Origin of the sequence: Zhengella mangrovi (assembly GCF_002727065.1) — a bacterium.
GTDB lineage: Bacteria > Pseudomonadota > Alphaproteobacteria > Rhizobiales > Rhizobiaceae > Zhengella > Zhengella mangrovi.
The window spans coordinates 50493-71133 of record NZ_PDVP01000019.1 but is presented as its reverse complement, the minus strand read 5'-3'; the positions used below and the strand labels follow the sequence as shown (position 1 = coordinate 71133).

At 65.2% G+C, this 20641-nt stretch carries 23 protein-coding genes; 8 read left to right on the top strand and 15 right to left on the bottom strand.

All coding sequences use genetic code 11. From position 1 onward, the window contains the following. Positions 1-4: 4 nt before the first annotated feature. Positions 5-883, top strand: coding sequence for an HpcH/HpaI aldolase/citrate lyase family protein (locus CSC94_RS21350; protein ID WP_099308405.1), 879 nt, complete (start codon positions 5-7; stop codon positions 881-883). A gap of 21 nt (positions 884-904) precedes the next feature. Here the strand turns inward: CSC94_RS21350 and CSC94_RS21345 are convergent, their stop codons facing one another. Further along, on the bottom strand, positions 905-1753 hold the full coding sequence (locus CSC94_RS21345) for a cell envelope integrity EipB family protein (RefSeq protein ID WP_425356539.1): 849 nt from the start codon (positions 1751-1753) through the stop codon (positions 905-907). A 103-nt stretch (positions 1754-1856) separates the two neighbouring features. Between CSC94_RS21345 and CSC94_RS21340 the strand changes: the two genes are divergently transcribed. The 4 genes from CSC94_RS21340 to CSC94_RS21325 all read left to right on the top strand — a co-directional run bounded on the left by CSC94_RS21340 (position 1857) and on the right by CSC94_RS21325 (position 4839). Continuing rightward, positions 1857-2321: a RidA family protein gene (locus CSC94_RS21340; RefSeq protein ID WP_099308404.1), complete on the top strand. Its 465-nt coding sequence runs from the start codon at positions 1857-1859 to the stop codon at positions 2319-2321. 3 nt (positions 2322-2324) lie between these two features. After that, on the top strand, positions 2325-3056 hold the full coding sequence (locus CSC94_RS21335; RefSeq protein WP_099308403.1) for a glycerophosphodiester phosphodiesterase: 732 nt from the start codon (positions 2325-2327) through the stop codon (positions 3054-3056). A gap of 102 nt (positions 3057-3158) precedes the next feature. Then, positions 3159-4310 (top strand): GNAT family N-acetyltransferase, encoded by a 1152-nt coding sequence (locus CSC94_RS21330; protein ID WP_205853385.1) that lies wholly within the window; start codon positions 3159-3161, stop codon positions 4308-4310. A gap of 97 nt (positions 4311-4407) precedes the next feature. After that, positions 4408-4839: an HIT family protein gene (locus tag CSC94_RS21325; protein WP_099308401.1), complete on the top strand. Its 432-nt coding sequence runs from the start codon at positions 4408-4410 to the stop codon at positions 4837-4839. A 13-nt stretch (positions 4840-4852) separates the two neighbouring features. Here the strand turns inward: CSC94_RS21325 and CSC94_RS21320 are convergent, their stop codons facing one another. The 7 genes from CSC94_RS21320 to CSC94_RS21290 form a co-directional block, all read right to left on the bottom strand. Then, a complete protein-coding gene (locus CSC94_RS21320; RefSeq protein ID WP_165784545.1) occupies positions 4853-5938 on the bottom strand; it encodes a phosphatase PAP2 family protein in 1086 nt (361 codons plus the stop codon). Between the two features lie 55 nt (positions 5939-5993). Further along, positions 5994-6953: a phosphatase PAP2 family protein gene (locus CSC94_RS21315; protein WP_099308399.1), complete on the bottom strand. Its 960-nt coding sequence runs from the start codon at positions 6951-6953 to the stop codon at positions 5994-5996. A gap of 55 nt (positions 6954-7008) precedes the next feature. Next, complete coding sequence (locus CSC94_RS21310) at positions 7009-7365, bottom strand: AzlD domain-containing protein (RefSeq protein WP_099308398.1); 357 nt, start codon at positions 7363-7365, stop codon at positions 7009-7011. After that, positions 7362-8123 carry an AzlC family ABC transporter permease gene (locus CSC94_RS21305; RefSeq protein WP_099308432.1) on the bottom strand — a complete coding sequence of 254 codons (762 nt, stop codon included), beginning with the start codon at positions 8121-8123 and terminating at the stop codon, positions 7362-7364. Before CSC94_RS21305 ends, CSC94_RS21310 begins: the two co-directional genes overlap by 4 nt. Before the next feature lie 159 nt (positions 8124-8282). Then, positions 8283-10763: an ATP-dependent Clp protease ATP-binding subunit ClpA gene (clpA, locus tag CSC94_RS21300; RefSeq protein ID WP_099308397.1), complete on the bottom strand. Its 2481-nt coding sequence runs from the start codon at positions 10761-10763 to the stop codon at positions 8283-8285. A 7-nt stretch (positions 10764-10770) separates the two neighbouring features. Then, positions 10771-11100 carry an ATP-dependent Clp protease adapter ClpS gene (gene clpS, locus CSC94_RS21295; RefSeq protein WP_114647870.1) on the bottom strand — a complete coding sequence of 110 codons (330 nt, stop codon included), beginning with the start codon at positions 11098-11100 and terminating at the stop codon, positions 10771-10773. A gap of 266 nt (positions 11101-11366) precedes the next feature. Then, a complete protein-coding gene (locus CSC94_RS21290) occupies positions 11367-11696 on the bottom strand; it encodes a phasin family protein (RefSeq protein ID WP_099308396.1) in 330 nt (109 codons plus the stop codon). A 276-nt stretch (positions 11697-11972) separates the two neighbouring features. Between CSC94_RS21290 and CSC94_RS21285 the strand changes: the two genes are divergently transcribed. Further along, on the top strand, positions 11973-13256 hold the full coding sequence (locus CSC94_RS21285; protein WP_099308395.1) for a D-alanyl-D-alanine carboxypeptidase: 1284 nt from the start codon (positions 11973-11975) through the stop codon (positions 13254-13256). 97 nt (positions 13257-13353) lie between these two features. Further along, positions 13354-13614 carry a hypothetical protein gene (locus tag CSC94_RS21280; RefSeq protein WP_099308394.1) on the top strand — a complete coding sequence of 87 codons (261 nt, stop codon included), beginning with the start codon at positions 13354-13356 and terminating at the stop codon, positions 13612-13614. Positions 13615-13706: 92 nt separating this feature from the next. On the opposite strand, the gene CSC94_RS21275 is transcribed toward CSC94_RS21280, so the two are convergent. The 4 genes from CSC94_RS21275 to CSC94_RS25190 form a co-directional block, all read right to left on the bottom strand. Then, positions 13707-14639, bottom strand: coding sequence for a division plane positioning ATPase MipZ (locus CSC94_RS21275; RefSeq protein WP_099308430.1), 933 nt, complete (start codon positions 14637-14639; stop codon positions 13707-13709). Between the two features lie 169 nt (positions 14640-14808). After that, the gene (locus tag CSC94_RS21270) at positions 14809-15240 is read right to left on the bottom strand and encodes a DUF1489 family protein (protein WP_099308393.1); all 432 of its coding nucleotides are present in this window, start codon (positions 15238-15240) and stop codon (positions 14809-14811) included. A gap of 68 nt (positions 15241-15308) precedes the next feature. Next, positions 15309-16709, bottom strand: coding sequence for an L-serine ammonia-lyase (locus tag CSC94_RS21265; protein WP_099308429.1), 1401 nt, complete (start codon positions 16707-16709; stop codon positions 15309-15311). A gap of 168 nt (positions 16710-16877) precedes the next feature. Next, the gene (locus CSC94_RS25190) at positions 16878-17006 is read right to left on the bottom strand and encodes a hypothetical protein (protein ID WP_280950003.1); all 129 of its coding nucleotides are present in this window, start codon (positions 17004-17006) and stop codon (positions 16878-16880) included. A 353-nt stretch (positions 17007-17359) separates the two neighbouring features. On the opposite strand from CSC94_RS25190, the gene CSC94_RS21260 reads away from it, so the two are divergent. Further along, positions 17360-17644, top strand: a complete 285-nt coding sequence (locus CSC94_RS21260) for a DUF3253 domain-containing protein (RefSeq protein WP_099308392.1) — start codon at positions 17360-17362, stop codon at positions 17642-17644. On the opposite strand, the gene CSC94_RS21255 is transcribed toward CSC94_RS21260, so the two are convergent. The 3 genes from CSC94_RS21255 to CSC94_RS21245 are packed head-to-tail and all read right to left on the bottom strand — an operon-like array spanning position 17623 to position 20608. Next, positions 17623-18417 carry a YdcF family protein gene (locus CSC94_RS21255; RefSeq protein WP_099308391.1) on the bottom strand — a complete coding sequence of 265 codons (795 nt, stop codon included), beginning with the start codon at positions 18415-18417 and terminating at the stop codon, positions 17623-17625. The two genes, CSC94_RS21260 and CSC94_RS21255, sit on opposite strands and share 22 nt — an antisense overlap. An 8-nt stretch (positions 18418-18425) precedes the next feature. After that, positions 18426-19781, bottom strand: a complete 1356-nt coding sequence (locus CSC94_RS21250; RefSeq protein ID WP_099308390.1) for a mechanosensitive ion channel family protein — start codon at positions 19779-19781, stop codon at positions 18426-18428. After that, positions 19778-20608: an aldo/keto reductase gene (locus tag CSC94_RS21245; RefSeq protein WP_099308389.1), complete on the bottom strand. Its 831-nt coding sequence runs from the start codon at positions 20606-20608 to the stop codon at positions 19778-19780. Before CSC94_RS21245 ends, CSC94_RS21250 begins: the two co-directional genes overlap by 4 nt. Positions 20609-20641: the final 33 nt, after the last annotated feature.

Genomic DNA, 20641 nt, shown 5'->3' with positions numbered 1-20641 from the left:
GATCATGCGTTCGCTTCTTTTCGTTCCGGGCGACAGCCCGCGCAAGCTGGAGAAGGGCCTCGCGTCGGCCGCCGACATCCTGTTGATCGACCTGGAGGATTCCGTCGCCCTGGCGGCCAAGCCGGAAGCCCGGTCGCTGACCGCCGAAACGCTTTCGGCCAACGGAAAGACCCATGGCGACCGCCTCTTCGTCCGCGTCAACGCGCTGGACACCGGCATGACCGCCGACGATCTCGATGCCGTGATGACCGGCCGGCCCGCCGGCATCATGCTTCCCAAATGCGCCAGCGCGGCGGACGTGATGACGCTCGACGCCATGCTGATCGAACGCGAGACTGCCCACGGCCTCGAACCGCGATCGACCGCCCTGCTCCCGATCATCACCGAAACCGCGGCGGCCGTGCTCCAGGCGCACACCTATGCCGCCGGCCTGCCGCGTCTCGCGGGCCTCACGTGGGGGGCAGAAGACCTGTCGGCGGATATCGGCGCGCGGTCCAACCGGACCGAATCGGGCGTCTACACCGATCCGTTCCGCCTGGCGCGCGCCGTCACGCTGCTGGCGGCCCATGCCGCAGGCACGGCCGCCGTCGACACGGTCTTCCCGGCCTTCTCGGACATGGCGGGCTTCGAGCGCGAATGCATCGAGGCCGAACGCGACGGATTCACGGCCAAGATGGCGATTCACCCTGCCCAGGTCGACGTGATCAACCGCGTCTTCACGCCATCTGCTGAATCGATCGCGGAATCGCGCAAGGTCATCGACGCTTTCGAGGCGGCGGGACAGCCTGGCGTCGTCGGGATCGATGGCAAGATGTACGACCGGCCGCACCTGCGGCGTGCCGAAAGGATCCTCGCGCGCGCGGAAGCGGCCGGAGCGCTGTGATACAGGCTTGCCGCGCCCGGCCTACTTGCAGACGGGCGCGTCGAGCATTTCCAGGTTGACCAGCTTCCCCTTGAGCCGGAAATCCCCGTAGTCGGTGTCGAAACCACGCGAAATTCCGCTGTCGTAGAGCTTGAAGCCGATACGGTAGATCGGCGTGGCATCGGTGTCGGGTTGCGGATCGTCGTAATAGGCGATCGAGACCGGCCAGTAGGCCTGGTCGGCGAGCGAACCGGCCGCCTTGCGCTCCTCGTCGTCGCCCGACGCCTCCTTGCGCGATCCGATCACGACCGTCGTCGTCAGCACCTTGTCGGCCCCTTCCGTCCCGTCGAAGATGGAGGTTTCGTAGAAGTGCTGGCCCTTTCGCGCCCGCTCCAGCAGGTCGATCATGTGCTCGGCCGGAAACAGGGCCTGCGACAGGCGCACGGTTCCCTCGTCCGGCTTCTGCAGTTCCACTTCCACCCCGTCCGCGCTGCCATGCGCCGTCCCTTTCACCTCCTTGTCGAGCTTCTCGTCGACGAAGGACTTGGTGACGAAGGTGAACAGGTCTTCCCTCGGGTTTTCGTAGGTGGCCACCTGCTGGTCGATGAGCTTGTTGTTCTCCGACGTCTGGAACTGTGTGACGGACCGGAAACTGACCGTGTAGCCGTCACAGGGCGAACCGTTGAACTCGTAGACCATGCGCCCGCTGACCCCCGAGATGCCGGACCGGTCGGAGGCATCGATCAGGCTGAGATCGTAGACGGCCCTGTGCGGCGCCAGTTGCGGCGTGCTCAGGGCTGGCGTCTGGCTGGCGGCGAGAAGGAGGGTGGCGATCAAGGAAACGCGCATGAATGATCCCTGCACTTGCGCCCCGGCGCGGCGCCGTGGCATGACTTTCGACGTGTGCTGCCGCGCTTTGGCGTTTTCATGACCGCCAGCGCGACTCTGCAACATTTCTACTATTCCAGTCCTTCACAAAAAGGAAAAGCCGATCATGGGAGATACCGCTGAACAGCGCCTCGCCGCCATGGGCATCGATCTGCCCTCGCCGGCCGCGCCGGCCGCCAACTACGTGCCCTTCATGCAATCCGGCTCCCTGCTGTTCACGGCCGGGCAACTGCCCTTGAAGGAGGGCAAGCTGATGGCGACCGGCCTGCTGGGCCGCGACCTCGACACCGCGACCGGGGCGGAAGCCGCCAGGTGGTGCGCGATCAACATCCTCGCCCAGGCCCGTCAGGCGCTCGGTTCTCTCGACCGGATTTCCAGGATCGTGAAGATCAGCGTTTTCGTCGCCTCCGACCCTGCATTCACCGAGCAGCACCTGGTGGCCAACGGCGCGTCCGACCTTCTGGTCGCAGCACTTGGTGATTCCGGCCGTCACGCCCGCTCCGCCGTCGGCATGGCCGCGCTGCCCCTGAACGCCCCGGTCGAGATCGAAGCCATCATCGAGGTCGCCTGATCCATGGATGCGTTTCGCGACTGGTTGACCGCGCGGCCCATTGCCCACCGCGGCCTTCATGACGGCAACCGCGATGTCTGGGAAAACACGCAACCCGCTTTCGACGCGGCTGTCGCCGGCGGTTTCGCCATCGAATGCGATGTCCACCTGACCCGCGACGGCATTCCGGTCGTCTTCCATGACCACGACCTCAAGCGCCTCGCAGGCCGCGAGGGCCTGGTCCATGAAACCGACGCCGCCGCCATGACGGCCATGACGGTCGGCACCACGTCGGACCACGTGCCGACGCTCGATGCCATGCTGGCCCGCGTGGCGGGCCGCGTGCCCCTGGTGATCGAATTGAAAGGTGTCGAAGGCCACGACGATGGCCTCGTCTCCGCCGTGGCCGCGCGGCTTGCCGGCTATGGCGGCCCCGCTGCCATCATGTCGTTCGATCACTGGCTGATCCGCCGGTTCCGGAGCGAGGCGCCGGGCATTCCCGCAGGCCTCACGGCCATGGGGGTCCGGCACGACCAGCTTGAGCAGCATTTTAGCATGCTCGCATATGAAATTGATTTCACGTCCTTTTACGTGGACCAGCTCGACAATCCGTTCATCCGCGTCATGCGCCGGGCGCTCAACCGCCCGGTCATCTCGTGGACCGTCCGCACTCCCGAGCAGGTCGCGAGGTCGGAGCAATTCGCCGACCAGATGACCTTCGAGGGCTTCCAGCCGGCCAGCGCCACTGCGACCTGATGTCCAGGCGCTTGCCGCCCGCACCGACCGCGATATGTTTGAGCCATGACCGGGGCTGATCCGACCTCCCAGCAAGACGTGACCCTGCGCGTGACCGCGGGGATGAGCGCGTTCGACCGGAACGAGTGGCAAGGCCTTGCCGGCACCGGCCGGGACGGTCACGGCATCTACAACCCGTTCCTGTCCCATGCCTTTCTCTCCGCCCTGGAAGAGGCCGGCTGCGTCGGCCGCGACGCCGGGTGGCTGCCGCAGCATCTTTGCCTCGAAACCCCGGACGGGCGCCTCATCGGCGCGGCACCCTGCTACCTCAAGTCCCACAGCCAGGGTGAGTACGTCTTCGACCACGGCTGGGCCGACGCCTTCGAGCGCGCCGGCGGGCGCTATTATCCCAAGCTGCAGGTGTCGGTGCCCTTCACGCCGGCCACCGGCCCGCGCCTGCTCGCCCCGCCCGGGGAGATCCGGCCTTCCGTCCAGCTGGCCCTGGCGGACGGGTTGAAGGCGTTCACCGGCCAGCTCGGCGTCTCGTCGGCCCATGTCACCTTCGCGCCGGAAGACGAGGCGATGCTGATGGAATCGCGCGGTTTCCTGCACCGGATCGACCAGCAGTTCCATTTCGCCAATCCCGGCTACGCCGGCTACGAGGATTTTCTCGATACGCTCGCCTCGCGCAAGCGCAAGGCGCTGAGGAAGGAACGGCGTACCGCGCTCGAAAACGGCATTGAAATCGACTGGCTGACCGGGCGTGACCTGACCGAACGCGTCTGGGACGATTTCCACGCCTTCTACATGGATACCGGGAGCCGCAAGTGGGGCCGGCCCTACCTGAACCGGCAGTTTTTCTCCCTGATCGGCGAACGCATGGCCGACGACATCCTGCTGGTCATGGCCAGGCGCGAGGGCCGCTACATCGCCGGGGCGATCAATTTCATCGGCGCCGACACCCTCTACGGCCGCCACTGGGGCTGCATCGAGGATCACCCCTACCTGCATTTCGAGGTCTGCTACCATCAGGCTATCGATTTCGCCATTGCGCGCGGCCTTTCCACCGTCGAGGCCGGCGCGCAGGGCGAACACAAGCTGGCCCGGGGCTATCTCCCCGTCACCACCCATTCCGTCCACTGGATCGAGCATCCCGGCCTGCGCAACGCCATCGCCGACTACCTCGAGCGCGAGCGCGATGACGTGGAAAGCTTCGGCGAAATGCTCACCCGGCACGGCCCGTTCCGCAAGTCCGGTCACGGCGAAACCGACTGACGCGGCAGCCGTCGCCCGGCCGGCCGACTTGCACATTGACTTGCACCGGGCCATGGCCGAAGACGGTCGGCAGGAAGACACATGACGAGAGGGTTCCATGTCCGCTGCCTATGACAATGACAACGTCTTCGCGAAGATCCTGCGCGGCGAGATCCCCTCGCACAAGCTCTACGAGGACGACGAGACTTTCGCCTTCATGGACATCATGCCGCGCGGCGACGGTCATTGCCTGGTGATCCCGAAGCAGCCGGCGCGCAACATCCTCGACGTCGATCCTGCCAGCTATGCCGCCGTCGGCCGGACGGTGCAGAAGCTGGCCCGCGCCGTCGTCGCGGCCTTCGGCGCCGATGGCGTCACCATCCAGCAGTTCAACGAACCGGCCGGCGGCCAGGTGGTTTTCCACCTGCATGTCCACGTGATTCCGCGCTTCGACGGCGTCAGGCTGAAGCCGCATACCGGCGACATGGAAGACCAGGGCGTGCTCGCCGCCAACGCCGAAAAGATCCGTCAGGCCCTGTCCGGGATGTGACCGGGCCCGGGTCTCAGGACGCCCGGTCGGCCATGCGCCGGGCGATCCGGCCGGCCAGCTTCCACAAGCCGATGGCCAGCAGGGCGGCCGCATAGCCGTCCACGGCATAGTGCCAGGCGAGCACGACCGACCCGACCATGATCACGCCGGCATAGGCCCAGAGAACATAACCAAGCCGCCGGTTCACGGCGTTTCCGGCGAGTGCGAACAGCGTGGCCGTGCCGATATGCATCGACGGCATGGCCGAGATGCCGGCGAACCCGTCGCGCAGGCCGACAAAACCGTCCCACAGCGCCTCGTGGCCGTGCAGTGCCCAGACCGGCACCACCGCGTTGACCGCCTGCAGATGGGCCATCAGCGGGGCATAGTCGGCCCCCGCACCGATCCGCTCGAAAAAGGCGGGCCCGGCAGACGACAGCAGCGTCGCGATCACGAAGCCGCCGAAGAACCAGAGCATCAGGAAGGCCAGCATGTATTGCATGCGCACCACGGCCAGCCGCCCGGTCATCATGCCGGTGGCGAAGAAGCTGGTAAGCAGCAGCCCGAACCAGACGTGATAGGCCACGTTGAGACCAAGGATGGCCGTCGGGCTGCCGAATAGCGGCAGCAGCCAGTCATGCGGCAGGACGCCGAAATGGAGAAACCGGTCCATGTCGGAGAAGGCGCGGTCAAAGGTGAACGGCCGCAGCAGGGCAATGGCCGCCTTCAGCACCGCGAAGGCGATCGAGAACCCCATCTGGACGAAGATCGCACTGATCAGTGCCGGCCCGCGGCCGTTGGCGATGGCAAATCGCCCGACCATGGCGGCCAGGTCGCGCGCCGGCGACTGGCTGTGGTGGACCAGCCCGAGCCGCAGCAGCATGACGCCCGCGGCAAGCGACAGCAGCAGCAGTGCATAGATTCCGATGTCGCTGAGGAAACTGAGAACCAGCGTGACGTCGGGCTTGGCATTGACCAGCGGACCGACGAGAAAGGCGACGTAGAGGGCAGTCAGGGCAATGGCATAGCCGAGACGGTCGCGCCACATCTGGGCGACGAGTTCCACCGCGAAGGATGATGTCCGTTGCCCTTCGCGGGCCACCGCCTGATATCCGTCCATGATCGATCCCCTGTCCATCCCGTCCGCCGCTGCCGGCGTTGTTGTCATTGTCGCGTCACGCCTGGGCGCGCGCCGGCTGCGCGAAGGTGCCGCTGTCCTGCATGCGGTTGCGGCAAAGCCGCTCCGTCCACGCGGCGTAGCGGCGCGCCAGGTACCAGGCAAAGGCCGCTGTCGCGACACCGCCGATCACGTCGATCATGTGGTGCCCGCCGTCGATGGGCGTCGCCAGCAGCACGCAGCCGTTGAGAACGATGGCGGGCAGCGCGAAGCGCCGCAGCGACAGGAAGGCGAAGGCCACCAGCGCCGAAAGCGTACCGTGGTAGGAGGGAAACGCGATCAGCCCCTTCAGGTCGGCAAGGTCGATCACGCGCAAGGCCCCGCTGCGCAGGTCGAAGAAGGTCTGCTTGTAGGCAAGGTCGACCGTTGGCGCGTTGGCCATGACGAAGTCGGCAGACGGCCGCAGCGTGCCCAGGGCGCCAGCGGCGGGTAGGATGGCGGAAATGCCGATGCACAGCAACGCACCGAGCATGACCGCCGTCATGAAATGCTGCGTGTCGGCCACGCGTCCCGTCATGCTCATCCAGACCACGACCCCGGTCACCTGGGCCAGCGTCGTGACATAGACCGCCGACGAAAGCATGCCGAGCCAGGGATGGGCGTTCACCACGCCGACATAGCCGAGCCAGTCGAAACCGAGCGTGGCGTCGATTGCCAGCAGGTCCTGGTCGATGAGCGGATTGTCGAGCGATGTCGCCAGGTAGCTGAGCACGGCGGCAACCAGCGAGAAGGCGATCAGGAGCGCGGTTTCCTCGCACACCTTGTAGAAGGATTCGTCCCGCCGGACATGGCGGTAGAACTGGCTGAGAGCAAAGAGCGCGACGATGAGAGTGCCCGCCATGGCGAGATCGGCGAAGCGGATCGTGAAATCGCTCAGGCTGATCCAGACGGCATCCACCGCGCCGATCAGCACGATCACGCCAACCTTGATCATGGTCTGGATATCTGTTGCCTTCATGGCCACCTCAACACCTTTGTCAGGCGGACCATAACCCGGCGCGGTTAGAGGGACGTTAAGCCCCGGAAAGAAGCACTCCGGCAAACAGCGCGGCTTCCGCGGTCAGGATCCCGGCGATCATCCGCTTGCCGGCCAGGAGATAGGCGGCGAACCCCGCCGCCAGGGCCCCGATCCGCAGGGCGACCGGCAGATCGCCGAGCGGCCCTTGCGGATAGACGACCAGGTTGCCGATGACCGCGGCCACGAGCGCGGTTGCGACGCAGCGCACCAGCACCATCCAGCGCGACGTTTCGTCGAGCCGCCCGCCGAGCGCCACGCCGGCCCAGCGCCAAACGTCGGTCGGCAGCCAGCCCGCCAGCACGATGAACACGTAGGGCCACCACCAGGCCACATCGCCATGAAGAACCGTCATCCGCCCTGCCCCCGTCGTTCCGACGCCAGGTGCAGGCCGAAGGCGCCAAGACCGGCGATGATCCCGGCGGCCAGGAGATCGAAGCCCGGCAGCAGCGGATGCAGCAGCGGCCCGAGCACCATCCCGGCCAGCATGGCCGCATGGCTCGCCCGCTCGCGCGCCGAACTCCACAGCGAGAACAGGAAATAGGATGGCGTGAGGAAGACCAGGCCGGCGGCCAGCATCGGCGGCAGCACGGCGGCCGTGCCGTAGACAACGGCCAGCACCAGCAGCATGCCCGACACGAGCGTCGCGCCGATGCCGCCGTAGAAGGCCGTCCGCCGGTCGCGCGGGACGTGGCGGAAACGGTCCATCGCGAGCACCCAGGATGTCACCGCCACGAAATGCGACAGCAGGTAGAGCACCCATGGCCGCGTCCCCCTGGCTCGCATCTCCGGGACGATGCTCACCACCATCGGCATCAGCCGGACCGATGTCAGCGTGACGGCGATGGCAGCGGCGGGCAGCGAGGCCCCGGAGGCCATGGCCCCCAGCAGCACGATCTGCGCCGGCAGCGCCCAGATGATCGCTGTCATGAAGACCGCCTCGACCAGGGTCAGCCCCGTGTCGCGGGCAATCGCCGCGAAGCCGATGAACGCGCCGCACAACAGCAGGCCCGGCAGCGAGATGGCGGTGCGCACGCCGCGCAGGAACCAGCGCGGGCCGGGCTGCGAAGGGTCGCCGGTTTCCAGCGTCTCCGGGGAATAGGAGGATGTCATGATCCGCGCATAGCACCGCCGCACGGACTTTGCGATGGAGAATAGCTTTCCCGCCGGATCAAAATGGCTTGTCCATCCGGCTGCGCCGTCCGCGATGGGGCCCGGAAAAGCAAACGGGCCGCGCGGTGGCGGCCCGTTCGTTTCGGCGCGATGGCGCGATCAGCTCTTGCGCGGCACCTGAGGCACGCCCGAGCGGCGGCCGGGCTTGGAGGCCGGCCCGGACTTGTCGTCGCTGTCGGGCTTGGCCGCCTTGGTCCGCGGCTTCTTCGCGGCCTTCGGCTTCCTGGCCGCCTTCGGCTTGCCTTCCGGGTCTTCCTTCTTCGGCCGGACCGGCACGTCGTCGGCGATCGATTCCAGCTTCAGGCCAGTCTTGCCCTCGTCCTTTTCTTCCACCGAAACGCGGACCGTGCCGCCCTTCTTGAGCTTGCCGAACAGCACCTCTTCCGCCAGCGGCTTCTTGATGTGCTCCTGGATGACCCGGCCGAGCGGCCGCGCCCCCATGCGTTCGTCGTAGCCCCGGTCAGCCAGCCACTCGATGGCTTCCGGCGTCAGGTCGAAGGTGACGCCGCGCTCCGACAACTGGGCTTCGAGCTGCATCACGAACTTCTGCACCACCTTGTGGATCACCGGCACCGGCAGCGAGCCGAACGGGATGATCGCGTCGAGACGGTTGCGGAATTCCGGCGTGAACAGCTTGTTGATCGCCTCCATGTCGTCGCCTTCGCGCTTCGACGAGCCAAAGCCGATGGCGGACTTGGCCATGTCGGAGGCACCCGCATTGGTCGTCATGATCAGGATGACGTTGCGGAAATCGATCTTCTTGCCGTTGTGGTCTGTCAGCTTGCCGTGGTCCATCACCTGCAACAGGATGTTGAACAGGTCCGGATGGGCCTTCTCGATCTCGTCGAGCAGCAGCACGCAATGCGGATGCTGGTCGATACCGTCCGTCAGCAGGCCGCCCTGGTCGAAGCCGACATAGCCGGGAGGCGCCCCGATGAGACGCGAGACCGTGTGCCGCTCCATGTATTCCGACATGTCGAAGCGAAGCAGTTCCACGCCCAGCGACGAGGCAAGCTGCTTGGCCACCTCGGTCTTGCCGACGCCCGTGGGGCCGGAGAACAGGTAGCAGCCGATCGGCTTGTCGGGCTCCCGCAGGCCGGCGCGCGCCAGCTTGATGGAGGAGGCCAGCGCCTCGATTGCCAGGTCCTGGCCGTAGACCGTGGTCTTGAGCTTGCTTTCAAGCCCCGCCAGCACGGCCTCGTCATCCGCGGACACCGATTTCGGCGGAATGCGCGCCATCGTCGCGATGGTTTCCTCGATCTCCTTGACGCCGATCTGCTTGCGCCGCTTGGACACCGGCAGCAGCATCTGCGAGGCACCGGTCTCGTCGATCACGTCGATCGCCTTGTCCGGCAGCTTCCGGTCGGAGATGTAGCGCGCCGACAGTTCCACCGCCGCCTTGATGGCGTCATTGGTGAACTTGACCTTGTGGAACTCCTCGAAATAGGGCTTCAACCCGCGCATGATCTCGATGGCGTCTTCCAGCGTCGGCTCGTTGACGTCGATCTTCTGGAACCGGCGGACCAGCGCCCGGTCCTTCTCGAAGAACTGGCGGTATTCCTTGTAGGTCGTCGAGCCGATGCAGCGGATCGCGCCGGACGACAGCGCCGGCTTGAGCAGGTTCGATGCGTCCATCGCCCCGCCGGAAGTGGCACCGGCGCCGATCACCGTATGGATCTCGTCGATGAACAGGATCGCGCCCGGGAAATTCTCCAGTTCCTTGACCACCTGCTTCAGGCGCTCCTCGAAGTCGCCGCGGTAGCGCGTGCCGGCCAGCAGCGTTCCCATGTCGAGCGAGAAGATCGTCGAATCCTTGAGCACTTCCGGCACTTCGTTCTCGACGATCCGCTTGGCCAGGCCCTCGGCGATCGCCGTCTTGCCGACGCCCGGATCACCGACGTAGAGCGGGTTGTTCTTGGAACGCCGGCACAGCACCTGGATCGTCCGGTTGATTTCCGAGGCACGGCCGATCAGCGGGTCGATCTTGCCCGCGCGGGCCTTGTCGTTGAGGTTGACGCAATAGGCGCTCAGGGCATCCTGCTGCTTCTTCTTGGCGCTGCTTTCCTCTTCGCTGTTGCCGGGCGCCGGATTGCTCTGCTCTTCCTCGGCACCCCGCGGCGGACGGCTCTGTGTCGCGCCGGGGCGCTTGGCAATGCCGTGCGAGATGTAGTTGACCGCGTCGTAGCGCGTCATCTCCTGCTCCTGCAGGAAATAGGCGGCATGGCTCTCGCGCTCCGCGAAGATGGCGACGAGCACGTTGGCGCCGGAGACTTCCTCGCGGCCCGACGACTGGACGTGGATCACCGCGCGCTGGATCACGCGCTGGAAGCCTGCGGTCGGCTTGGAATCCTCGTCGTATCCGGTCACCAGGTTGTCGAGTTCGGTATCCAGATAGTGGGTGATCGTGCGCCGCAATTCGTCGAGGTCGACATTGCAGGCCCGCATCACCGCCGCGGCATCCTGATCTTCCAGCAGCGCGAGAAGCAGATGTTCCAGCGTCGCGTATTCATGGTGCCGCTCGTTGGCAAATGTCAGTGCCTGGTGCAGCGCTCTTTCGAGGCTTTGCGAGAAAGCCGGCATGAAAACCTCACTTTTTCTCCATTACGCATTGCAATGGATGCTGGTGCTGGCGGGCGAAGTCCATCACTTGACTGACCTTGGTCTCCGCCACCTCGTAGGTGTAGACGCCACATTCGCCCACACCGTGATTGTGAACATGGAGCATGATCCGTGTGGCGCTTTCGCGATCCTTGAAGAAAAATCGCTCCAGCACGTGGATGACGAACTCCATGGGCGTGTAATCGTCGTTGAGCAGCAAAACGCGGTACAGACTGGGTTTCTTCGTCTTCGGCTTGGTGCGCGTGATGACGGAAGTGCCCTTGCCCGGACCGCCACCCTCGCCGTCTTCCGATTGCATCGTGACCGAGTGCCTTTCCGATATCCTCATCATAACCTTTCGGGCCCGGCTCTTTCTGTCTTGCCACATGACTGTCATGTAGTTTTCCCGAACCGGATTGTAAGGCCTGCCCGGCACCTTGCAAGGGCCACCGGCAGGCCCACCGTGAACATTTGCGCGTCGGGCCGGTCACAATCACCAGCGATTTTCGCGTCAGCAAAGCAAACGGCCCCGCCGCTCCGCGCGACGGGGCCGTCTGAACAGGTGTCGGACGTAGATGATGCCGCTTACTTGGCCTTCGGCATGGCCGATTCGAAGGGCTTGTAGGCTTCCTTCGCAAGGTCGGCGTAGAGATCGCCCATCTTGGTGGCCTGGGCCACGAAGGCCTCGTAGGCGGTCTTGGAGTACTCGGTCTGCAGCTCGATCGCCTTGTCCATCGACTTAACGCCGGACAGCTTCTCGAAATAGCCCGAGCCCATTTCCATGGACTTCTTGGCGAATTCGGCGGATTCCGTGGCGATCGCCTGGAAAGCCTTGGAAACGGAGGCAAAGGACTTCAGTCCGTTGTCCATCATTTCCTTCGACGCGGTGTTCATGTCCTCGAAATTCTTCATCATGGGGCACGCCTTCCGTTATGTGGGATGCGGTTGTTGCGATGCATATAAAATGATGTGCATTGCACAAAATGTCAAGCGGTCTCCTGCAATCAAAGGAGGCAGGGCGCCATTCATTTCCATTATTGATTAAGTCAACATAAAAGAAAAATCGACTAAACCCGTTCACGGACTGCTTACCATAAACGGATTGGTAACGCTGACGGATCAGAATGGCGTCACGTCGTTCGGGCGGCCGAGGCCGTCTCAGACAGGGAACCCACAAACCAGTCAGGTGCAATCTTGCGTGCTTTCTTCGCATCCGTTTCCTCCCTCGCCCGAAAATCCTCCCTTGCCCTCGTAGCCGGCCTGGCCGCTGCCAGCCTTCTGGCCAGCGCCGCCCCCGGCCATGCCCGGTCGAAGTATGCCGGCATCGTCATCGACGCCAACACCGGCAAGACCCTCTACGAATCCAATGCCGATTCGCTGCGCTATCCCGCGTCGCTGACCAAGATGATGACGCTGTACATCGTCTTCGAGGCGCTCAAGAGCGGCAAGATCACCAAGTCGACCCGCATTCCGGTGTCGGCCTATGCCGCCGGCAGGCCTCCGTCGAAGCTCGGTCTCCGCGCGGGACAGACGATCACTGTCGAGGCGGCGATCCTCGCGCTGGTCACCAAGTCGGCCAATGATGTCGCGTCCGCGCTCGGCGAGTACTTCGGCGGTTCGGAGGAAGGTTTCGGGCGCATCATGACCGCCAAGGCGCGGTCGCTCGGCATGTCCCGCTCGGTGTTCCGCAATCCGCACGGTCTGCCGAACCCGCGCCAGGTCGTCACCGCGCGTGACATGGCCCGCCTCGGCATCGCCCTGCGCGAGCACTTTCCGCAGTATTACGATTATTTCTCGACCCGCGTCTTCACCTACGGCAAGCGCCGTTATCGCAACCACAACCGCCTGCTCGGCAAGGTTCGCGGCGTCGATGGCATCAAGACCGGCTACACCCGGGCATCGGGCTTCAACCTCGTCACCTCGGTACGCAAGGGAAAGCGCTCCATCGTCGCTGTCGTGATGGGCGGGCGCACCGGTGCCAGCCGCAATGCCCAGATGCGCAAGCTGATCGCCGCCTACCTGCCAAAGGCCTCGACACGCGACCGCGGCCAGCTTGTCGCGAAGTCGCGCAGCGCCAACATCCGCGTTGCCGCGGCGCAGGCCCTGCCCAAGACCGACGTCCCGGTTCCTTCGCGAAACCCTGTCACGGTGGCTTCGACCAGGAAAGTCGTCGCCGCCTCCTCGACCCCGCTGGTCGATCCGGTTCGCACCGCCGCCATCCCGGCACGCGATGGCTGGGTTGTCCAGGTCGCGTCCCTGCCCTCGCGTGACGAAGCCGTGGAATTCCTCCAGAGCGTCAAGGGACGGTCCGGTTCGGTCCTGGCCAGCGCAGAGGGTTTCACCACGACCTTCGAGAAGGGCGGCACGCTCTATTACCGCGCGCGCTTCGGCGGGTTTTCCGGCAAGGACGCCGCCTGGAAGGCCTGTTCGGCCCTCAAGCGCCGCAACATCAACTGCTACGCCACCGAGCAGTAACGTCCAAAGTCGCGGGCACCCGGCCTCCTGCCGGTTGTCCGCCAAGTTTCGCCCCTGTGTCTCCGGGGCTGTGTATCGCGTAATCTGGAGAAGACGAATGGCACATCATGATCATGTGTCTCGGCCACCCGAGAAGCCCGAAACGGTTGCAAGTCCGGCAAGCGTCCTGAGCACCGCTCGCGACGCCATTGCCAGCCAGCGCAAGGCCGGCCGCCTGCGCACCCGCGATCTTGTCGGGCTTCTCGTCAGCCACGGCGCCAGAGCCATGCGCCAGTCCCGCCCGGCTGTCGCCATCCGGCTCACGGTGCATGACACCCGTGGCGGCCTCGCCGTCCGCTATTCCTACAAGGCAGGCTGACGCGGGCTGCCAAGGCAGCTTGCGCGTCCGGGATCACCTTCCGCCAACAGGATGGCGCCTTGGGGCAATATGAAGCGAAAAGCGGAATTCCCCTAGTCGGCGAAGATATCCGGCAAGGCGATCGGAACGTCGGCCTTTTCCATGAACTGCCGGCGCACGTCAGCCCGCCGCCGCCCGTCCTCGCCGATCGGCAGACGCAGCGTCTGCACGAGACGGCGGATTTCCTGCCGCGCGGCCAGGTGCGACAGCGTCGGCCGCGTCCCCAGCACCCGGTCTTCCAGTTCATCCAGGGCCGTCAGGCCAACGGGGAAGAACTCGCGGAAAATGACCCGCTCCGAAATGCCGTCGGAGATCCGGAAGCCGAGTTGCGCGGATAGCTTGCGCAGGCACGCATCGACCTTGGTCTCGTTGCGCGAATTGATGAACGCCATGCGGTTGCGAACGACCACCCAGTCCAGCATCGCATTGTCGGCATTGCGCCGTTCCCGCCGTGCGTCGCGAACGGACTCCGCATATTGCGAGATTTCGATGACCTCGTTCGACACCGCGTCGACGCGGGCCAGCACGTCGAAGTCAACGAGACTGTCATTGAGCGGCGTGACAAGCGTATCGCAGATGCGGTGGGCGAGCCGGTTGAGATAGGTGTCGGACCCGGGCGTGTCGATGACGATGAAATCATGACGGTATTCGATCTCCGCCAGGCCTTCCATCAGCGCCTTGAACTCGGACCGCTCCGCTTCCCCCACGGAATTGCGCCGCACCGGCGGCACGTGGAAATGCTGCGGGATTTCCAGCTGGTTGCCGCTGGCCGCCGCCCACCGCCGGCGGTTTTCCAGGTAGCGGGTCATGGAGAGCTGGCGCCCGTCGAGATCGACCGTGGCGACACGGTGCCCCATTTTCAGGAGCGCAATCGCGAGATGAACCGCGGTCGTGGATTTCCCCGACCCGCCCTTTTCATTCCCGCAGACGATCACATGGGCTGTTTCCCGTGATGGCCTCGCCGGTGGTTCACCGGACCCCGACATCAACATCATACGTGCTCCCCAGCCCCATACACCCCACCGCTCAAGATTGCGCTGCAAGGGTATCGAATGCAAGGGTTGACGCTGCGAAAGACGGCAAAGGCGCAGCTTTGGTAAACGGGCATGGTTTCATGCACGCCGTTTGCAGGGCGCCGGACGCGGCCGGCTGCGCCTAGAGCAGGCCGAGTTCCGACAGTTCCATTTCCAGTTCGGCCGGCAGGGTTCCGTCGTCATTGCCCGACAGGTCGGCGGGAGCATCCGCGGGCTTCAGGTAGCGCCAGCCCTGGAAGGGCCGCTTCGGTACCGGCCGCGTCCGCACCAGGACCGGGTCAAGGACGATCCGGCATCGCTGCACGCCGTCTTCCGACTGGAACGTCTCGATATCCCGGATGCGCTGGCGGCACTGGACGACGCCCTTGATCACCCAGTAGATCGATCCGCCGTCGAGGATCTCCTCGAGCCGGCGGGGTACCATGCGCGTCGTATGCCAGTATTTTTCGCCAAGGCCGGAGGCCTTTGCCTGGGCAAGGCGGTGGCGGATCCAGCCGTCGAGATCGTCGACGCTTTCCGTTCCAACCGACAGCTTGATGAGATGCAGGGCCATGCGACAACTATCTATCGGTCCCCTGCCCGCGTTCAAGCACTCGCTGACATGTTCTCCACAGGTGGGCGTCAGCACTCCGGGACGTTGACGGCGAGACCGCCGAGCGCGGTTTCCTTGTACCGGCTGTCCATGTCACGCCCAGTCTCCGCCATGGTGCGGATGCAGGCGTCGAGCGAGACGAAGTGTTGCCCGTCACCGTGGAGGGCAAGCGATGCCGCCGTCATCGCCTTGACCGCGCCGAGCGCGTTGCGCTCGATACAGGGCACCTGCACGAGGCCGGCCACCGGGTCGCAGGTCATGCCGAGATGGTGTTCAAGCGCGATTTCCGCCGCGTTCTCAACCTGCTCCGGCGTACCGCCCATGACCGCGGCAAGCCCGGCTGCAGCCATGGCCGAGGCCGAGCCCACCTCTCCCTGGCATCCCACCTCGGCGCCCGAGATCGAAGCGTTGTGCTTGATCAGGCCGCCAATCGCCGCCGCGGTCAGCAGGAATTCGCGCCGCGCCGCCGCATCCATGGTTTCGTGGAAACGCATGGCGTATTTCAGCACCGCGGGCACCACACCGGCTGCCCCGTTGGTCGGCGCGGTCACCACCTTGCCGCCGGCGGCATTTTCCTCGTTGACCGCCATCGCGTAGACGGAAAGCCAGTCATTCGAAGCCGTCGGGCTGTAGCGGTTGGACCGGCTTTCGTCCGACAGCCGCGCATGCATCGCGGCGGCCCGGCGGCGGACATTCAGCCCGCCCGGCAGCGTACCGGTCGCCGAAAGGCCGCGCTCGATGCAGGAATCCATGGCTTTCCAGACCCGGTCGAGACCGGCGTCGAGCGATCCGCGGTCCATCCGCGCCTCTTCGTTGGCCCGTTTCATGGCGGAAATCGAAAGCCCGCTTTCCCGCGCCATGGCCAGCATTTCCGCCGACGAGGAAAACGGAAACGGCGTGCCTGGCCCGCCTTCGGGACCGGGACCGCTGTGGACGGTGTTCAGTTCGTCCTCCGTCACGACGAAACCGCCGCCGATCGAATAATACACCCGGCGAAGCAGGACGCGGCCATCGCCGTCATGCGCATTGAACACCATGCCGTTCGCATGGCCGGGCAGCGCCGTCTGGCGGTCGATCACGAGATCGTGGGCCGGGTCGAAGCGATAGGCCGGATGGCCGGCCGGCCGCACCATGCGTTCTGCCTCGATGCGCGCGACGGCCCGGTCGGCTTCGTCGGGGTCGATCTCCGCGGGTATGTGCCCGTCCAGCCCCAGCAGGACGGCGCGGTCCGTCGCATGGCCCTTGGCCGTGAAGGCGAGTGATCCGTGGAGACTGGCCGACAGTTGCTCGACCGTGACACCCGCCGGGCGCGGCCAGGCGCCGTCACGCACATCCGCCAGGAAACGGGCCGCAGCGTTCATCGGCCCCATCGTGTGGGAACTGGACGGACCGAGACTGATCTTGAACAGGTCGAAAACCGACAGGAACATCAGCATCCCTCAAACGTGTCGCCTTTCCGGCATTGGCGCGATGCTGCCGTGACGCGCCGGTATTTTCAGGGCCGGAACCGCCATCGGCTGCGCCATTGGCGACATTGAAACGAAAAATGCCGGCGCATTCAGCACCGGCATTTTCCGTGAATTCCGTTTGTCTGAGTTTCAGCTTGCCGCGACGACGGCAACGGTCTCCGCACCACTGAACAGCCAAGCCAGCAGAATGACGCCGGCAAACGCTGCCACTGCCCAGGCGGTGACGCCCCAGCAGCTTTTCTGAACGGTTTCGTCCATGATGATCCTGTCTTGCTGTTACCCCTATGATCGCTGCCTGCAAGGTGGCATCCGCGATCCGTGGAGCGGACGGATACGCCTCCGCGGCCCGCGATGCAAGGCCAAAAAAGGCGCAAAGATGTCCGTCCTGTTTTCCGCCCCAGGAAAGAGCGATCTAAGGCGTTGAAACGAATGCCATAACTTCGATCACGGAAATTAACAGATCTGTAACACGTGTGGCGGGATCGCGGCGGCACCGGGATCGAATTGCGGACCGGCCTGCCCGCTGATTGCGCCGCGGGACTGGCGATTCGTCTCGCGATGCATTAGGCGCTGGGCCCGACGGCGCGACCAGCGCCATACCAGGAGCGGACATGACAACGACGACCAGGCAACAGTTGCGCGACACCATTCTCTCGCTTGCAGGGGACCGAGGTCGGGGCAAGTCGATCTGCCCGTCCGAGGCCGCGCGCGCGCTCGCCGGACCGGACGAGAAGCAGTGGAGGCGGCTGATGAAACCGATCCGGGACGTTGCCGTGACCATGGCGCGCGGCGGCGACATTGTGATCCTGCGCAAGGGAAAGCCGGTCGATCCCGACAATTTCAAGGGCGTCTATCGCATCACCCTGCCGGGAGATCAGGGCGACGGGAACAGCTGAGGTATCCGGCCGGTCATGTAGTAGGCGGCGAGTCCGATCCACTCACGAAGCCCAAGTGTCGTCTCGTCCAGAGCATCGGTGGGCGAACGGCGGGCAAAGGCGAGGCCGCGCGGTCCGGGCGTCCGGTAGTCCACCGGCCAGGCCACGACGTCGAAACCCGCCTTGCGGAACAGGGCCATCGCGCGGGGCATGTGGAAGGCCGAGGTGACGAGCAGCCAGGTTTCACCGCTCCCCGGCTTGACGAGGTCGCGGGTGAACCGGGCGTTCTCGTCGGTGTTGCGCGAGCGGTTTTCCAGCAGCAGCCGGTCTTCGCTCACGCCAAGGGCCGTCATCAGCCGTTCGCCGCTCGCCGCGTCTCCCTCGCCTTCGCCGATCAGCGCCCCGGAGCCGCCCGAGATGACGATACGGGCCTGCGGATAGCGCCGCGCGAGGATCGCGCCCTCGACGAACCGGTCGCCGGCGTCTTCCAGCTCGTGGCCGCCGCGCGCCAGATTGACCGCCCCCGCCATGCCGCCGCCGAGGATAATGACGCCCGTGACGGTATCCGGCACCGGATCGGGCCGCGGGAAGCGCTCTTCCAGCGGATTCAGGAGCATCTGCCCGACATTGGTCCACGCGCACACGACCAGCAGCACAAGGCCGGCCGATGACAGCAGCACCGTCATCCGCTTCCAGTCGAGCAGCGCCGAAAAGCCGGTCAGCAGCATGAAGACGAACAGCAGGCCGACCGGCTGGATGAGGAACCACAGGATCTTCGACAGGTAGAAGAACATCGGGCGGGTCAGTCCTTTTGCCTCGTTGTGCGCCGCCGGGCGGTTGCCGGCTCACCCGGCTCCATGCCCGTGACCTCGACTGGCGTGCGCATGATGATCTCGCGATGCGGGAACGGGATGCCCACGCCGTTCGCCTTGAACGTGTCCCACAGCGCCATCATCACCGCGCCGCGGACGTTCGTCAGCCCCGCCTGCGGATCCGCGATCCAGAACCGCAGTACGAAATCGAGCGAACTGTCGCCGAAACCGATCAGCCAGCATACCGGGGAAGGATGCGACTGCACGCGCGGTGCCGCTCCCTTGCAGGCCTCGATGGCGAGCCGCGACACCTCGTGCGGATCGGAATCATAGGACACCCCGAAGTCGACATCGAGGCGTACGAGCTGGTCCGTGAACGACCAGTTGACCACCCGGTTGGTGATGAACTCCTCGTTGGGGATCAGGTATTCCTTGCCGTCACGCGTCACCACCGAGACGAAGCGGGCCCTGAGTTCGCGAATCCATCCGAAGGTTTCGCCCAGCGATATCGTGTCGCCCGGCTTGATCGACCGGTCCAGCAGGATGATGATTCCGCTGATGAAATTCGACACCACCTTCTGCAGGCCAAAGCCGAGCCCCACGCCGACGGCGCCGGAAAAGACGGTCAGCGCCGTCAGGTCGATGCCGAGCGAGGACAGCGCGACAGCACTCGCCAGGAGCACCAGGGCAATCTTGACGACCTTGCCCAGAAGCACCCGCAGTGACGGCGTCAGGTCGTCGCTGCGCTGCAGACGCTGGTCGAGAAAATTGCCGATGCCCGTCGCCAGCCAGAGCGTGATCCCCAGCGCAAACAGCGACTGCATCGCGAACCAGAGCGATATGCGGGCCGAGCCGATCGTCAGCGCCAGGCTGTCCAGCAGGTCGTGGACCTGTGTCGAGACCCCGAGGACGAGGATGGCCGCCCAGATCCAGCCGGCATAGGCAACCGTCCGGGCGAAGGTCCGGTTGCGGATCACGCGCGACAGCACCGAGATGACGAGCCAGAGCGTCGCCAGCGAAAGAATGAGCGAAATCAGCCAGGAGCGGCTCGGCCACGTGACGGCCCGCATGATCGAAAGCGTGACCGCCATGGCGGCGATGAACAGGACCCACTCGCTGCGCCGCAGGAACGCGACCACCATGCGAAGCAGCCCCGGATGCCCCTTGATGCGCCGCGCCCGTTCTTCCAGCGCCGGCTCCACGCGCAGCGAGACCAGCCAGGCCACCAGGAAGACCCAGGCCGCGATTGCCACCTGGATGCCGGACCAGAGCGGATCGATCGAGCCGATCAGGCTCTCGATGTTGCGCCCCAGCGCGGCAACCAGGTCGGCAAGGGATTGGCTCATGCGGCATCCCAGACGGGCGAGAAGTCGAAGTCGCAGATCCGCTCATGCCGCTTCCGCAGCGCCGAGATGGCGGCCATCTCGCCGTCCGTCAGCGCAAAATCGAAAACCGACAGGTTTTCGGAAAGCCGCTCGGGCTTCGACGTGCGCGGAATGGCGATCACGCTGTCCTGCTGCACGTGCCAGCGCAGCACGATCTGGCCCGGCGTGCGGCCATGGGAGCTGGCGGCATCCCGTACCGCGGGCTCATCGAAGAGCGCGCCGCCGCGATAAAGCGGGCAGTAGGACGTGAGCGCCATTCCGTTGGTACGCACCATGGCGAGCATCTTGTCCTGGTCGAGATACGGATGGTACTCGACCTGGTTGCAGACCAGCGGTTCGCCCGAAAGATGCAGCGCCTCGGCGAGCAGCGCCGTGGGGAAGTTCGAGACGCCGATGTGCCGCGCCATACCGGCCGCCTTCACCGCGTTCAGCGCCCGAATCGAATCGGCCAGCGGAATGGCCGGGTTGGGCCAGTGGATCAGCAGCAGGTCGACGGCATCGACGCCGAGGCGCTCGAGGCTTGCCTCTGCCGAACGCTGAAGGTCGCCATCCGCGATATCCGTGAACCAGACCTTGGTGGTGAGAAAATAGTCGTCGCGCGCCATGCCGGAAGCGCGCAGACCCGCTCCCACGGCAGCCTCGTTGCCGTACTTGGCGGCCGTATCGATGTGGCGGTAGCCGACCCGCAATGCCTCGGCGACCATCTCGGCGCAATGATCGCCTTCCAGCGTCCATGTCCCCATTCCGATGGCTGGAATGGATGCCCCGTTCGCCTCAACCCTGTGCATGATGGTTCCTTTCCCGTTTTGTCGATTGACCGG